Origin of the sequence: Clostridium sp. MF28, assembly GCF_002969175.1 — a bacterium.
Classification (GTDB): Bacteria; Bacillota; Clostridia; order Clostridiales; family Clostridiaceae; genus Clostridium; species Clostridium beijerinckii.
The window spans coordinates 2,825,188-2,842,414 of record NZ_CP014331.1 but is presented as its reverse complement, the minus strand read 5'-3'; the positions used below and the strand labels follow the sequence as shown (position 1 = coordinate 2,842,414).

Genomic DNA, 17,227 nt, shown 5'->3' with positions numbered 1-17,227 from the left:
ACAAGAACTCGCTTTATTCTTATAAGTGAGTTCTTGTTTTAATTAATCAAATGATTGCTAAATTAAAGTTTAAACCAACAATATTATAGATTATTCAATTATAGATTGTTCATGCGAAATAGCTACATATATTATGGGATAAAAATTATTTTATATCTTTTGATGATATGATATATACATTAAAAAACAATTCTTCATCATAAGTCTGAAAATGTTGCAAGAATTTTAGTAGAAATTTTGAAATGTGCATTGTGAATTGTAACATATATAAGTTAATTATTTATAAAAAATTAATATTTATATAATAGAATTTTTAGAACTATGTAGTATACTTGGAATAGTATAGGATTATAGTTCTATATTTATAATTAAATTAAGTTATGTTATTATAACTATATAATGTTTATTTATATAATAAGTAAGTTATGTAAAAGTAAATAGATTAATTTTATGAATAAAAATAGGGAGGAAGTTTATGCATAAAAAAATTAAATATATAATTGCAGCAACTCTTGTGGTTGCAGCTGTTTCAGGATTTGCACCAAGTAACAATTTTCTATTAGGAAGCGTTGAAGCTTATGCATCAACATATAATGATGCTAGTAATGGAGAATTAAAATCGTTAGATTTGACTTGGGGTAGCGGAAGTAAAATTAAATTGCTTGATAGTTATTCTGGAGATGAAGTAGATTTGTCAAGCGATACTGACTATTATGTGCAGCTTAAAGGTGTGAGTGACTTTAATGTAGCTGCAGAAGTAAAAGGAAGCGGATATGTAGTTAAGATGTTCACTTCATCAAGCAGATCAGAAAAAGGTGAAGATGTTGGACAAGATGTTAATATCGGTTCAGGATATAAAGATATCTATCTAAGAACATATAAGAGTGAAGAAGCATATAAGGAAGCTTATAATGACGGAGATGTAAGTGATTGTGAAAAGACTTATATTATTCATGCAAGAAAAGAAAGTAGTACATCAGAAGCAGAAGAAGATAGAGAATATGCTTATTTAGATGGAATTTACTTAAGTGATGGAAGTGTTGATTTTTCCAAAAATAAAACTTCTTATGATGTGAATGTTGGTGAAGATGTTGATAAATTAACTGTTAGAGCTAACCCTGACGATGATGATGATTATATAGAAATTAACGGAAACTCAGTATATGAAGATGACAATTTCGAAAAGACAGTTAATTTAGATAAAGGAAATAATACTATAACAATATATGTTGAGCATGAGGATGAAGATACAACTTATACTTTGAATGTATATAGGGGTAAATCAGCAAATAAAACTGATTCTTCAAACGGCCAAAACTTTGCAATTCAAACTCAAGAAGGCAGCCTTAATGCATGGCAAAGAGTAGATGGAAAATGGAGATATGTAGATGGTACAGGCTCGGTTTTAAAAAATAAGTGGTGGTTTGATAAGGATACTGGAAAGAATTATTATTTAGGACAAGATGGCTTTAGAACTACAGGATGGTTTAGTGATAATAACAACTGGTATTATTTCAACGAGAACGGTGAAATGCAGACCGGATGGGTAAATACAAATAAAAATTGGTATTATCTAAATAAAAGTGGAGCTATGCAAATGGGATGGTTAGAAGATTCAACTGGAAACTGGTACTACCTTGATGGTAGTGGAGCTATGGAGACAGGATGGATTGAAGATTCAAACGGGAAATGGTATTACTTAGATTCTACAGGTAAAATGATAAAAGATTCTGCAATAGGTGCATATAAATTAGGCACGGATGGAGAATTAGAATAATAATACTTCTGTTAAATAAATTGTAAACTTGTGTGTGTCAAGTGCACAATAATGAATTAAGTGGTAAAATAATCATAATATGTAATTAAAGCACAATCAAAAAATAATAGACAAGTATGCATACCTATTATTTATTTCGCGTGCTTAAAGTGGAGGGAGAACATTATGAATAAAAATTTGAAAAAAATAGTTGCAATTGCATTAGCAATAGGAGCTATCTCAGCAGTAGCGCCTGTAACAAATATAAATTTCTTAACTACAAAAGCTTATGCATCATCTGATGACGATTCAAATGATGAGACTGAACTTGAAAGCTTACAATTGCTTACTGAAAGCGGAAGCAAAATAAAGCTTTACGAAAGCAGTAGCTATGATAGCGATGATAAAGTTGATGCAGATGATGTGGAGGCTGGTGAGAAGTATTTTGCTAAGACTTCATCAGATACTATAAATATAGATATAGACGGACCAAGTTCAAAATATGTTAGAGTTTTTAAGGGAACTTCAGATTCTACTAAAGGTAAAAAAATAAGTAGTGATATAAGTTTAGATAAAGATTCAACTACGACTCTTACTGTAAGAGTATATGATGAAGAACCAGATGATGATGTAAGATATGAAGATGACGATTATTCAAGTGAATATACAATAAAGGTTAAATGTACAGCTGATTCTTCGGATTCAGATGATGAGGATTCAAGTGACAGTTCAGATGATTACGATGATATCTACCTAGATAGACTTAGTGTAGATGGTCAAAGTATAAGTTTATCTAAATCAAAAGTTGAATATACTTATAATGTAAGCAGTGATACAGATGAAGTGACAATTAAAGCAACTCCAGAAGATGAAGATTATGACGTTACAATAGATGGCGATAGTGTAGATGATGATGATAAGTACAAATCAGATGTAGATTTAAAAAAAGGTGAAAATAAAATCAAAATTGAACTTGAAGATGGTGATGATGAAAGAGTATATACATTAATCATAAATAGAGGAGGCACATCATCAACTACAGGAAGTACAACAAATACAGCTTCAGGTTCACCAAGCAGTGCAACTGATGTTGTAGCAACTGTTACAAATAAATGGGTACAAGTTGGCGGAAACTGGCAATATAAAGATGCAACAGGAAATACAGTGAAAAATACATGGGTTCAAAATTATTTTGTACAAGCTGATGGAAATATGGCTACTGGGTGGTTAAATTATAGTGGAAAGTGGTACTATCTAGGTTCTGATGGAGCAAGAAAAACAGGATGGCAACAAGCAGGTGGAAAATGGTACTACCTAGACTCAGAAGGTGCAATGCAAACTGGATGGGTTAGAGATTTAGGTAGTGGAAAGTATTACTATTTAAATAGCGATGGATCTATGGCTTATAATACAATGATTGGTAAATACAAGCTGGGATCAGATGGAGCTTGGATTAACTAAGAATATAAATAGTATAATAACTGAAAAAGCAAAAGAACGTTTATTTAATAGACGTTTCTTTTGCTTTAAATAAATATATTTAGCAGTCGCAAATATATTTACAATATTTTATATTAGTGGTAATATTACTAAAAAACTCAAAAGGCCTACTTTAATTGTTAATCCTGATATATAATTAATTAAGGATGTATTTACTAATTAAATATATAAGTAGAAACGGGGGAAATAAAATGAAGAAAAATATGATTAAAATAGTTTCAATAGCGTTAGCTCTTGGAATCGTTTCAGCAGCAGCGCCTGCTACAAATATAAATGTATTAACTACAAAAGCTTTTGCAGCAACTGATAACGATGATGATTATTTAGATCGCTTAGAATTAAATGATGAAGACGGGAACAATATAAAACTATATAGTGATAGCGATTATAGCAGTAAAGTAAATGCCAGTGATGTAGAAGAAGGAGAAACTTATTATGCAAAAACTTCATCAGATACTGTAAGTATAAAAATTGATGGGCCTGATGAAGACTATGTTAGAGTGTTTAATGGAACATCATCTTCTTCAAAAGGAAAGGAGGTAGGGGAGGATGTTGATTTATCAGATGATTCTTCAACTACAACTCTTACTATAAAGGTGTATGGCAAAGAACCAGATGATAATATGAGATACAAAGACAATGACGATTATAATGTTTTAAGTACATATAGGATTAAAGTAGAGAACGCAAATTATAGTCAAAGCAAAAATAAGGATAATATTTATTTAGAAAGACTTAGCGTAAATAATAATAAGGTTGAGTTATCAAAATCAGAATCAACTTATACTTATAATGTTGCTAGTGATGTAAAGAGAGTAACAATTAAAGCAACACCAGAAGATGACGATTATGATGTTACTATTGATAATAAAAATGTTCAAAGTGCAGATAACTATAAAAAAGAAGTAGATTTAGATGAAGGCACAAATGAGTTTGAAATAGAACTTGAAGATGGTGATAAAGATAGAGTATATACTTTGATAATAAATAGAGGAAATTATTCATCAAATGGTACAAGCTCGCAAGATACAGCAGAACCAGAACATCAAGATAGTATTTATCTAGATAAACTAAGCATTGATGGAAGACTTTTCTCATTATCACAATCACAAGTAAGTTATAGTTCTAATGTCCCTAGTGATGTAAATAAAGTAACAATTAAGGCAGAACCAGAAAAAGATTTTTATACAGTTAAGGTTAATGGTGATGAAGTATTTGATGATGATGATTATAAGACAACCGTTAATCTAAAAGATGGCGAAAATAAAATTAAAGTAGACGTTAAAAATGAAAATAGTGGTGAAGAAAGAGTTTACACTTTGACTGTGATTAGAGGAAGTGTGACTTCAACACAAAATAACACCACTGGAGGAGAAACTAATGCTAATAAATGGGTACAAGTAAATGGAGCATGGAAGTATAATGATGCATCAGGAAATTCTGTTAGAAATACTTGGGTAGGAAATTATTATTTACTTGACAGCGGAAATATGGCCACTGGATGGTTAAATTATAATGGAAGCTGGTATTATTTAGGAAGCGACGGAGCTAGGAAGACAGGCTGGCAGTTAGTAGATGGGTCTTGGTACTATTTGGATTCACAAGGTAAGATACAAACAGGTTGGATTAAAGATTCAAATGGAAAATATTATTATTTAAATAGCAATGGTGCTATGGCATATAATACAACAGTAGGCGGATATAAATTAGGGTATGATGGTGCTTGGATACAAAAATAGAAATCACCAGATTAGAATGAGAATGCATAATAAAAGTGGAGGGATAGACTATGAATAAAAATATAAAGAGAGTGATTGCAATTGTACTAGCTATAGGAACAATTTCAGCGGCAACACCAGTTTCGAAGATAAATCTATTAACTACAAGGGCTTATGCTTCGACTACTAATGATGAAAGTACATTGGATAGCTTATCATTAGATGATAGTGATGGTAATAATGTAAAACTGTATGATGATAATGATTATAAGAATAGAGTTAAGGAAGAAGATGTTCATGAAGATGAAACATATTATGCCAAAACTTCATCAAAAACTGTAAGTGTGGATATAAGCGGGCCAGATGATAGATTTGTCAGGGTATTTAGAGGAAGTGCAGACTCTACTAAAGGTAAAGAAGTAGGGGATGATATTCAGTTGACAGATAAATCAGTTGTTACTGATCTTATTATAAAGGTATATGGCAAAGATCTAGACGGTGAAAGTGTAAGAAATAATGAGCATGATGATAATGAGTATGATCTGCTAAATACATATGAAATAAAGGTAAGACATGTAGACGAAGCTGATTCAGATAAAACGGATTTTGATGATATTTATTTGGAGAGACTTAGCATAGCTGGAAGTACTATAAATTTATCAAATTCAATAACTAAGTATACTTATAATGTAGATAGTAATGTAAACCAAGTAGCAATTAAAGCAACACCAGAAAATGATAACTACGATGTTACTATTGATGGTGAAGATGCTGATTATGATGATAATTATAAGAGGACTGTTAACTTGGAAAAGGGTCAAAATATCATAAAAGTAGAAATTGAACATAATAATAAAGATAGAGTATATACTTTAATTATAAATAGAGGAAATGTTTCTTCAAGTAATACAAATAATAGTTCAACTAATACTAATACAAATACAGGAAGTAAAGATGTTAAAGCTAATCAATGGGTACAAACAAATGGAATATGGCAGTATAATGATGCAGAAGGAAAAGTGGTAAAGAATAGTTGGATACAAAATTATTATTTAAATTCTGATGGAAATATGGTTACAGGATGGTTAAATCTTAATGGAAACTGGTATTACTTTGGAACAGATGGAGCTAAGAAAGTTGGATGGCAACAATCAAGTGGAAAATGGTATTATCTAGATTCAGAAGGAAGAATGCAGACTGGATGGGTAAAAGATAGGAACGGAAAATATTATTATTTAAATAGTGATGGGTCTATGGCTTATAACACTAAAATTGGTGTATATAGATTAGGCGCTGATGGGGCTTGGATTAAATAAATTTAATTTTAATCGGGTTAAAAATAAAGAACGCTTATGAAATAGGCGTTCTTTATATTATTTTATATAAGGCAGAATAAAAAAATAACCATGGTATTTTGAACTTGTTATTTTATTTCATATGCCTAAAAGGAGAGGTAATATATGAACAGAAATTTGAAAAAAATAATAGCCATAATATTAGCTGTAAATACTGTTAGTACAATTGCACCAGTAGCTAATTTGAGTCTACTAACTACTAAAGCTTATGCAGCTAATAAAATAACTAATTTAACAGTAGAAGATTCAAACGGAGATAATATGTCTCTTTATAGTGAGAGTGATTGTACAGATAAGCATAGGGTAGACAGTGATGATGTACAGCCTGGAAAGACCTACTATACCAGAAAAACTTCAGCAGATGAAATAAATATAGATGCAGATGGGGTGGATTCAGATAATATAAGGGTATTTGAAGAAACATCATCAGATACTGAAGGAAAAGATATTGGAGAGGATGTTGACTTATCATCTGGAACAAATGTTATTACCGTAAGAGTATATAACGGAGATCCGGGAACAGTAAAATATAGTGATAATTCTTATGTAAATGAATATAAGATTAGAGTAAAATATTCTGAATCAAATGATGATGACGATGAAGATTCAGATAATGTATACTTAAGCAGTATTACGTTAATGGGAGGGAATATAGACTTCTCAAAAAAAGTTTATACTTATGACGTGCAGGTTCCAGAAGATTTAAGTAAAATTACAATACGTGCAAGGCCTGATTGCGATAGCGGTAAATATGATGATTATAAGGTAAAAATAAATGGAGTAAAAGTTGATAAAGATGATAAATTTAAGGATGATGTATCATTAAATAAAGGGAAAAATGTAATAGACATAAAAGTTGAAGATGATGATGATAATGAAAGAGTATATACTTTAAATATTACTAGAGGTAAAGATAATTCAAATAATAACTCTAAAAGCAGTGAACAAGCAGAAGTTACCAAAACAAGTCAATGGGTTCAAGTTGATGGGAAATGGCAATACAAAGATTCAACAGGTAACTCAGTAAAGAATACTTGGGTGCAAAACTATTTTGTACAAGCAGATGGGAATATGGCGACAGGTTGGCTGAATAATAATGGAAAGTGGTACTATCTAGGCGATGATGGAGCTAGAAAAACAGGATGGCAATTAGTAAATGGAAATTGGTATTACTTAGATTCACAAGGAACAATGCAGGTTGGATGGATTAAAGATATAAGTAATGGAAAATATTATTATTTAAATAATGATGGGTCTATGGCTTATAGCACAACAGTTGGTGAATATAAATTAGGATCAGATGGAGCTTGGTACAATAGATAATTAGGAAGAAAATTTTGAATTAGTAGATAGTGTTGCGTAGTGAGAATCCTAGCCGAAATTGGATACATATTTGTTCCATAGGACTATGAAAATTTCGCTGAAAGGTTCTAAATGGCAGGTTGTGCCCATTACTGCATGTTCCCACTTTCAGTGTGACAAGCATTGAATGGAACAACCTCCCATTAAGAACCTAAGCAGCTTATTTTCAAATGCCTATTTTACAAATATGTATCCAATTTCTCTGTTGTGATATTTCAAATTCTCAATATTGAACATTATATGGATAAACGGTATGTAATTAATAATGAAAAAATTAAATTTATAAGAAAAAAGGTACCAAAATGAATTTAAGTAGTTGTATTGTATAATGAAAGTTTATTTGGGTAGTTATAGAAGGTATTCATTTAAAATGAATTATACCCAAGTAGATCAAAATTATAAAAATAGAACTATAAAAAACTTAATAATACAATTTTAGTTGAATATATTAGTTAACTTAGAATTTAATGAATTTATTTTCTAATATTGACTAAAAAAATATATTTATATATTTTTTAAAAAAAGTACCCAAAGTGAATTTTGGCATTGTATTATTTAGTGATATTACAGTAAATACTAGGAAGAACAGTAAATTATGAAAGTTAATAGCATTTTATGTACAAGCATTATGTAATGTGGTATCATGTTATAGTTAATGTAAATATGTAATAAATTACATGTAATTTATACAGGAATATACATTAGTAGTTATTATATAACTTTACATAGTTGTACAATAATGCTATAATTTATCTGAATTTTAAAATTTAGGAGGAAAAGAAATTATGTTTAAAAGAGCAAACAAAATTACATCTTTATTAGTAGCTGCTGCTTCAGTTATGGCTTTAGTGCCTGCTTATGCTGCAGACGTAAAAAAAGTTGATTCAGAAGACGGGACTGTATACAATGCAGTAGCATACAAAGATGGTAAATTCTTTGTTGATGGAGAAATCAACGATGATGAAGAAGCTTACTATGTAGCTGACGGAAAATTCAACAAATTAGATGATGTTGATTCAGGAGATGAAGCAGTTCTATTTGGAGAAAAATACTTAGATGTATCAGACGGAGACTACACTGTTGATTTAGATAAAGGTAGTGTAACTGATGATGACGTTAAAGGTGATACAGCAGACGATGCTGCAGCAGCTTTAAGAAAGAAAATTAAAGATGATACAGATGATAGATATTTAGAAAGTGAAGCAGAAGGCGTTAAAAATGAAGATGATCTTGCTATAATTGGAGGAGCAAAGTATGACAAGCCTTGGTATGCTACAACATATACTGCTTCTGCAAAAGCTATAGGTGATGTTAATGGATTAACAGCAACAAATAATAAGTTCAATGTTTATACTGATACAAATGGTGCTTACATTGATGCAGATTATAACTTAGGAAAAGTAAAAGTTACAACAACTGCTGACGGTGCTACAAAAGAAGTTACTGTAGAAAACACAAACGATACTTATGATGCAGCTGGTTCTAGCGATTCAGGAAAAGATAAAGTAAGTGCAAGTGTTAAACAAACTGCAGTTTTAACACAAGATAAGGATAATATCTACAGACTTGTAGAAGTAACTGTTAAAACAGGTCATGGTGTTATAACAGAAATTAATGGCGTAAAAATAGCTGACATTGGTGCTAATACAGTATTTGGTGGTACAAACACTGAAGTAACATTCCCAGCTATCCAAAAGATATCAAAAGCACAAGCTTCTGATGATGTTGATGGAGCTAAATATGCTAAAACAGTAACTACTTATGCTTTATCTGATGATTCAGGAAATAAATTAGATGAACAAAGTTTATTTGTAAAAACTGATGGTACTGCTGTTACTACAACTAAGTATACTGTAGCTAATGGAAAGCTTATAGCTTACAATACTGATATTAATGACAATAAAAAAGTAACTGTTGATGCATATACATTAAAGACAAAAGGTGGATACTACTACGCTGATGAAGAAGATAAGAGCGAAGAAGATTGCGAAGTAAGTGCTCAAGATAAAACAACAGCAGCTGTTCAAACAGACGTTGATGGAAATCTTTGGAGATTAGATGGTGGATATATCTACAAATTCGATAACACTGATGATTGGGATAAAGTTTACAAAGTAGACGGATCTTTCGATGAATTATCAGTTTACGATAAAGACAACATGGTTGCTTGGAGCGAAGATGATGATGTATATTCATTAATCGGAGGAAAGAGCGATGATAATAAGGGTGATGACCAAGGAACAACTCCTGTAGTTAAAGCTGGTTGGGCTCAAACTTCAGCAGGATGGACTTATGTTAAAGCTGATGGAACTAAAGCTACTGGATGGTTACAAGACGGTGGTGCTTGGTACTACTTAAAAGCTGATGGTACAATGGCTACAGGTTGGATTCAAGATGGAGCAACTTGGTACTACTTAAACGGATCAGGTGCTATGCAAACTGGTTGGTTAAATGATAACGGAACTTTCTACTACTTAAATGGATCAGGTGCTATGTTATCTAACACAACAACTCCTGATGGATACTATGTAGGAGCTAATGGAGCTTGGGTTAAATAGTTTTAATCTGAACTTATTAGATAAATAAAAAAGGACAAGGCTTAGCCTTGTTCTTTTTTTATCAATAATATTATTATATAATGAATTTACATTTGAAACTCTAATGGGCTAAGTGCTCAATTAAGATTAGAAAGTAGAAAATCAATTGTTATATATTAGATAGGAAAAGATTTTATGTATATGAATGCTTTGAAGAATATAAGAAAAAATAGAGTTGATCCTCCTATGTAGAGGTTTGATTATTTAATTTACTTATATTTAGTATATAATAGTCTATATGAGTTTAAAATAGTTTTGGGGTAATGTTATTAATTTGTCTATAAGGTTTTAAATCAAGAGCTACTACTACTGACTATTTTCTTAAGAAATTCATATATGCAGCAACAAAGCTAGCGGTCTTATCAATAAATACTACAATGGCTATTTCCAACCTTGCTTTCAGGTCATACAACTCATTCTTAGATTTATTATCAATAATAGTACTTATTTTCTAATTATAAAGTTTAACTGCAATTATTTATGTTAATCTATTTTCTATAAATGCTTTTATTAGATTTTTTTATGCTTCTTTGTTGCTAATATCTGTGTATTTTCATGTGATGCTATATTGATAAACAAGTATTTTTAATACCGAATAAGCTACGGTCAATATAGTCGCATAAGATTATAATAGAAACTATTGTAATGAGTTAAAAATTACCATCTTTAGGTAGATAGATAGCGTTATAAATCAGAGGAACGACGAATTTGCATGTTATTTTCATTAAATATGCCTTAGGAGTTAGGGCGTCTAATTTATGAGAAAAATCTGTATTAATGCTTTTTATAAATAGTTGTTTACTATTGTTAAAATATATTTTAATGTATTCTCTTTAAAGTATTATTTGTGAGGGGATTACAGATACTTTTGTAATTTGTATCTAATAATTTATCTTAAAGGGAATAAGGATAGACATATGTTTCTTTGATTTAAGTACTATTCTCAAATAAAATTTATTTGACATTTGAATATTTATTAGTTATATACTTTAGTTTTGGATGGAATATATTGCAGAAGAATTTTATTACTTGAGTTTAATTTTAAATAAAGTTCTTTTAGAGAATTCATTACATTAGAGAGTATGGAATATTAAAAAATATAAACATTCCAAAACTTATTGTATTTAAATGGTAGAAGAATTAAATACAATAAAAAAATAACCAAGAAGTAATCTGTATTCCCTCTTGGTTATTTAATACTAATCTATTAAGATACAATTATTATTTATTACTTTTCTTACGAAGATTTTCCCTATTCATAAAGTTAATTGCAATACCAACCCCGAAAATTATCCAAAATATTGGAGCTACACCTACAACTGAATCGTTAAATATCCCAGCAAATAAGTATCCAATAATACCTAGACATGTAATAGCACCTAAAGCTTGATTTCTATCTTCAAAGTTGTTTTTTAGAGCATAAAGCTTTATACTATCAATAATGTAAATAAGCAGCATTGCTATAAATCCAACTAAGGCAATTACACCATAATTTATTGCTATTTGTAAATAAAGATTATGAGCTTTGTCTACAACTATATTTGGAGTATCATAAGCATAATATTTTCCTATTAAATCACCTTGTGGAAAGTCAAACACAAAAGTGTCAGGACCAGTTCCAAGTATCATAGTATTTTTTATGAGAGGAAGAGATCTAGACCAAATGTAACCTCTAGAAGATCCTAACTTTTCTTTACCTTTAAATCCAAAGGTTTCAGGAGCTTGTAAATCAATATAATTCTTTGTGCTCATATCTATTAAGTGAAATACTTTGTTGTCATTTAACTTGAATAGGAAAGTTGGTTGATTGTTTATATTTAAAAGAAGTGAGTCACTGATAACTGACTTCTTATCAAGCTTTCCAAAAGCAAATGTGATATTTTTAAAAGCATCAATATTTGTTGATAGTACTTTACCATTTAAGGAATATGGAACAACTTCACCATTTGAATTTTTAAATACAGGATTACCACTTTCATAAGTTATTTTTAAAGTATCATTAGGTAATACAACTTCTGTAGTTGAGTCAATATACTTAATGTCTTTTACAGGAGTATAATTTGTATAATCAAAATCACTAGTATCTTTAAAAATGCTGAAAGCATCCGATGCTAAGCTAGGAATTCTTTTGAAAAGACTTCCTTTAGATGCGAAGTTTGCGCCAACAAGCAATATAATTAAGGTAATAATACCAATCAAGATTCCCTTCCAACGTTTAATAAGAGGTTTAAAGAATATTATAATACCAAATATTAAAGCACCTAATACACCAATAATCCCTGAACGTGCAGTACTTCCAAATAAGAGCCAAAATGAAAGAAGAGTACCAATAAATGATAGAATTTTGTACATAACTTCATCTTCGAAAATTGTGTAACAAAACAAAATAGGCAAAGTAATTGCTACGAAACTTCCCATGTAATTATAACTAGCCAAAGTGCCATAAATAGTTCCTTTTTCGTTAAGTAAATCTATGCCTGAATTTGAACTAGCACCCGCGATAGAAGCACCTAATGAAGTTTTAATCAGATCTTGTCCTATATATTGGAAAAGTCCTAAAAAGGCATTAATAAATACTAAAATTAAAAGCGGAGTAATAATATACTTATAATTATTAGTAGTTTTAAAAGTATAAAGTGAGTATAAAAAAAGTACTATGTAACACGCAATAGTTATAAATCCTTCAGCTCTATCAAACATTCCCCAAAAGGATACTTGTTTATATTTTGAAAATATTGCAGATAAAAACGTGAAAAGTGTAAATAAACCACATGCGATTAAAATATAATTAACCAACTTATCTTTTCTACTAAATATTTTCTTGAAGAAAATAACACAAGTGATAATTAATATAACGGAAAATATTATTAAAAGAAGAGCTTTTCTTTGTGAAAACAAATCCGCTTTAACTGTAGTACCCCATATCTTAATTGCATTTTCATCAAGTTTAACAGCTGCCACTCGAACTATTATAGGTACAATACTTAATATAAATGCAATAGGTAAAAAAAAGTTAAAAGACTTTTCATTAGAATTGTTTCTGGAATTTGTCATTTTCTACACATCCTAATATTTTTATTTTTGTAATTTACAAATGTTAATATGTAATATTATAGCATTGAGAAGAAGCTATTGCAATGTACGCGAGCACCTATAAATTTATATAAAAATTGAAGAACGATAGAGTGAAATGATTTTGTTCTAAGAAATAAAGTACTATATCTAAAGTACTTTATTTCTTAGAAATTATAATAATGCTGATTTTATTTAAAAGCATTCTTTATGATTTGAACTAAGTATTTTAACCCAATTCCTATAAATACAAGAAATGTCACAGCAAAATTGTACTTTTCATAATAATGTTTTTTATAAAAAATCCACATTGCCTGATGAAAGTCATATATGACTTTAAATCTTTTCTTTTTAGAACTGCCACCTTTATAATGTATGATTTGTGCTTCAGGGTAGTAGAGTATCTTATATCCCAATTCTTTAATTTTATAGCATAAATCTATATCTTCACCATACATAAAAAAATCTTCATCAAGGCCACCTACTTTGTCAAAAATAAGTTTTGGCATAAGCATAAATGCTCCAGTAAGGCAATCAACTTCTCCAATATCATCTTCCCTTAGATGAAGTGCATTATATTGTCCATACTTTGATGGATTTTTTTCGTGTAATTTCAAAAAATAATATAAAGAGGCTTTAGGAGTGGGAAAACCACGTTTGCAAGCATGATCTAGCTCACCATTGGCTAAAACTACTTTACAACCTAATGCACCAATGTTTTTATCTTTTTCCATTTTTGCTATACATTTTTCTAAACAATTTTCTTTAAGCACAGTGTCAGAATTTAATAATAGTATATATTTTCCTCTAGCAAATTTAATTCCGATATTATTTGCTTTTGCAAAGCCTAAATTATCTTTATTTATGATTATATGGAGTTTTTTTGTTGTTACAATATTTCTGAATTTATCTTGCAATTTATTGATGCTACCATCGCTAGATGCATTATCTACAAGTATGACTTCATAATTAAAGTTATGATGTTCTTTAATTACAGACTCTATTGTTTGTTTAGTGAGATCATAGGTATTGTAGTTTACAATGATAATAGATAATTTCACGTTTTTTCTCCCTTGATAGTTTTTGTTAAGTACATAAAAATTCCTGATAAGAATAAATAGAAATTGAAGTTTCGTTATAAATTAATTTCATTATTTGTCGACTTAGTGCTATTTATCCTGATTTTTTCATTATTTTTAAACCCTTTGAAGGCAGTTTTAAACAATATACTGATATCCATTAAGATATTCCAGTTTTCTATATAGTGAATATCAAATTCAATTCTTTTTTTTATAGAAGTATCACCTCTATAGCCATTTACTTGAGCTAGTCCAGTTATTCCAGGTTTTACTTGATGTTTTACCATGTAAAGAGGAATTTCATTTTTAAAGTTTTCAACAAAATGTGGGAGCTCAGGTCTAGGACCTACTAAGCTCATATCACCTTTTAATACATTAAAGAATTGAGGTAATTCATCTATGGAAAATTTACGAATAAAGGAACCAAATTTAGTTTTTCTAGGATCATTATCGGTACTCCAGCCTGTTTCCTCTTGTGAATTAATTTTCATGGACCTAAATTTATACATAACAAATAAATTTTTGTTTAATCCAACACGTTTTTGCTTAAATATTATAGGACCATTTGAAGTGAATTTAATAATCACAGCAGTGATAATCATTATAGGACTTGTACATAATATTAAAAAAAGTGAACCTAGTATGTCTAAGGATCTTTTTATAAAGGCATTTCCTAAGTTATCTAATGGAATTCTTCTTATATTAATTAGAGGAATGCTTCCGAGTTGGTCAATATATGGTTGGCTTGGAATATATTTATAGCAAAATGGTATTATGGAAATTTTTGTACCACTTTTTTCGCAATCTGAAACTATATTTTCTAAATATTTTGCATCTGATAGATCAAGAGCACAAACAACTTCATCAGGTTTATATTCATTTAAAACATTATATAAATCAGAATAGTTTCCAAGCTTTCTGCCCTGGAAATTAGATGCATCTGATACATATCCAGAATAATTATATCCAAAGCTTTTATTATTTTTAAGAACGTCTAAGTATTCATTTGCAACCTCTCCGGCACCAACAATTACTACATGTTTTAAATTTAACCCTTTAGTTCTCATTCTTGATAATATTTTTCTTAAAATCAGTCTTTTGGCCATTATTAACATAATATTCACAAAGTAAAAAATGATAATAACTAACCTTGAAATGTGTACCAATTTTAGAACAAATAACAATGATAGAAGAACAGCAGTAAGAATTGTGTTGGACTTAATTATTGCGCTACATTCTTTTACAAACGATCTTGTTCTAAAAGAGTGATAGAGGTTAAAAAAATTAAACAAAATTAGATTTATTGGAATTATTATAACAGAAAATTCAATGTATGTAGTTAAAGTTATGTAATAAGTGTCAGGTGAAAAAATATAAAAACGAATTAAGTATGCTAGTGTAATTGAAATAAATAAAATTATAATATCTGAAATAGCATTAAATTTATTCAATAGGTTTTGATTTTCCTTTATCATCTATATCATCCTTTATAGTTCAAATTTAAACTGCTTCATTATCGTGTCATTGTGTTTTAAATGTCTAAATATTTACTAAATAACAAAAAAACATATACATATTTTAGGTGTATAATATCATTTTACATAAAAGTTTGCAATAAATAAAGGGTTTCAATAAATTGGACTAACTACCAATGTATAATTATAGGAGTAGTCATTTATTTATTCTTTATAATATGATAAAATTTAGTATAGAAGTTGAATAAAGTGCATATATTTCAAATTTAAAGTCTTTTCTATTAATAAGAGGCTTGAAAATTTTTAAGTGTTTAGTTAAGCACATTTATCTAGAATGATTGAACAATATTTTAGATAATCAAAATTCTATAGAATTGCGATATATTGAAATTTTAGTAAGTAAAAGTATATAGGAAGAAGTGATTATTTTGACAAAAGGTATAATACTTGCGGGTGGAAGCGGGACAAGGCTTTATCCACTGACTATGGTAACTTCAAAACAACTATTGCCAGTATATGATAAGCCTATGATTTATTATCCATTATCAACCTTAATGTTAGCAGGAATCAAGGATATATTAATAATTTCAACACCTAATGATCTACCTAATTTTGAAAAGTTACTAGGTGATGGATCTAGATATGGAATAAATTTATCTTATAAAGTGCAGCCCTCTCCAGATGGACTAGCTCAAGCATTTATTTTGGGAGAAGAATTTATAGGAAATGATAATTGTGCAATGATTCTTGGAGATAATATATTTCACGGAAATGGACTTAAAAATCATTTGAAAAAAGCAGTAGAAAATAAAGGCCGTGCAACAGTTTTTGGATACTATGTAGATGATCCAGAACGTTTTGGAGTAGTAGAATTTGATGTTAATGGAAAAGCTGTATCGTTGGAAGAGAAACCAGAGAATCCAAAATCTAATTATGCTGTAACAGGGCTTTATTTTTATGATAATAAAGTATGTGAATACGCTAAGAGGCTAAAGCCATCCCAAAGAGGAGAATTAGAGATTACAGATTTAAATAAAATTTACCTTGAACAAGGAAACTTAGATGTAATAACACTTGGAAGAGGATATGGATGGCTTGACACTGGAACAGTAGATAGTTTAACAGAAGCTTCAGAATATGTAAAAGTAATTGAAACTAGGCAGGGACTTAAGATAGCTTGTTTGGAAGAGATTTCTTATAAGAATGGCTGGATAGATAAGAAAACATTACTTGAAAGCGCAGAGCAATATGGAAAGAGTCCTTATGGACAACATTTAAAAAATGTTGCTGAAGGGAAAGTTATTTATTAATTT

The 17,227-nt window shown here is 29.6% G+C and carries 10 protein-coding genes; 7 read left to right on the top strand and 3 right to left on the bottom strand.

Translation table 11 applies throughout. The annotated features are described in order from the left end of the window. Positions 1-475 precede the first annotated feature (475 nt). The 6 genes from AXY43_RS12175 to AXY43_RS12150 all read left to right on the top strand — a co-directional run bounded on the left by AXY43_RS12175 (position 476) and on the right by AXY43_RS12150 (position 10,249). The gene (locus AXY43_RS12175; RefSeq protein ID WP_012060918.1) at positions 476-1,777 is read left to right on the top strand and encodes an N-acetylmuramoyl-L-alanine amidase family protein; all 1,302 of its coding nucleotides are present in this window, start codon (positions 476-478) and stop codon (positions 1,775-1,777) included. A gap of 165 nt (positions 1,778-1,942) precedes the next feature. After that, positions 1,943-3,217: a cadherin-like beta sandwich domain-containing protein gene (locus AXY43_RS12170; RefSeq protein ID WP_105411612.1), complete on the top strand. Its 1,275-nt coding sequence runs from the start codon at positions 1,943-1,945 to the stop codon at positions 3,215-3,217. Between the two features lie 230 nt (positions 3,218-3,447). Then, on the top strand, positions 3,448-4,995 hold the full coding sequence (locus tag AXY43_RS28455) for an N-acetylmuramoyl-L-alanine amidase family protein (protein ID WP_105411611.1): 1,548 nt from the start codon (positions 3,448-3,450) through the stop codon (positions 4,993-4,995). Positions 4,996-5,045: 50 nt separating this feature from the next. After that, complete coding sequence (locus AXY43_RS12160) at positions 5,046-6,290, top strand: N-acetylmuramoyl-L-alanine amidase family protein (protein ID WP_105411610.1); 1,245 nt, start codon at positions 5,046-5,048, stop codon at positions 6,288-6,290. A 144-nt stretch (positions 6,291-6,434) separates the two neighbouring features. After that, positions 6,435-7,652 carry an N-acetylmuramoyl-L-alanine amidase family protein gene (locus AXY43_RS12155; RefSeq protein WP_105411609.1) on the top strand — a complete coding sequence of 406 codons (1,218 nt, stop codon included), beginning with the start codon at positions 6,435-6,437 and terminating at the stop codon, positions 7,650-7,652. An 824-nt stretch (positions 7,653-8,476) separates the two neighbouring features. Beyond that, on the top strand, positions 8,477-10,249 hold the full coding sequence (locus AXY43_RS12150; protein WP_105411608.1) for an N-acetylmuramoyl-L-alanine amidase family protein: 1,773 nt from the start codon (positions 8,477-8,479) through the stop codon (positions 10,247-10,249). Positions 10,250-11,509: 1,260 nt separating this feature from the next. On the opposite strand, the gene AXY43_RS12145 is transcribed toward AXY43_RS12150, so the two are convergent. From AXY43_RS12145 to AXY43_RS12135, 3 genes are all read right to left on the bottom strand, one after another. Next, complete coding sequence (locus AXY43_RS12145) at positions 11,510-13,342, bottom strand: O-antigen ligase family protein (protein WP_105411607.1); 1,833 nt, start codon at positions 13,340-13,342, stop codon at positions 11,510-11,512. Positions 13,343-13,551: 209 nt separating this feature from the next. Continuing rightward, positions 13,552-14,421, bottom strand: a complete 870-nt coding sequence (locus AXY43_RS12140) for a glycosyltransferase family 2 protein (RefSeq protein ID WP_105411606.1) — start codon at positions 14,419-14,421, stop codon at positions 13,552-13,554. 74 nt (positions 14,422-14,495) lie between these two features. Further along, the gene (locus AXY43_RS12135) at positions 14,496-15,914 is read right to left on the bottom strand and encodes an undecaprenyl-phosphate glucose phosphotransferase (RefSeq protein WP_105411605.1); all 1,419 of its coding nucleotides are present in this window, start codon (positions 15,912-15,914) and stop codon (positions 14,496-14,498) included. Between the two features lie 428 nt (positions 15,915-16,342). Between AXY43_RS12135 and rfbA the strand changes: the two genes are divergently transcribed. Beyond that, positions 16,343-17,224, top strand: coding sequence for a glucose-1-phosphate thymidylyltransferase RfbA (rfbA, locus tag AXY43_RS12130; protein WP_105411604.1), 882 nt, complete (start codon positions 16,343-16,345; stop codon positions 17,222-17,224). The last annotated feature ends 3 nt before the right edge of the window (positions 17,225-17,227 follow it).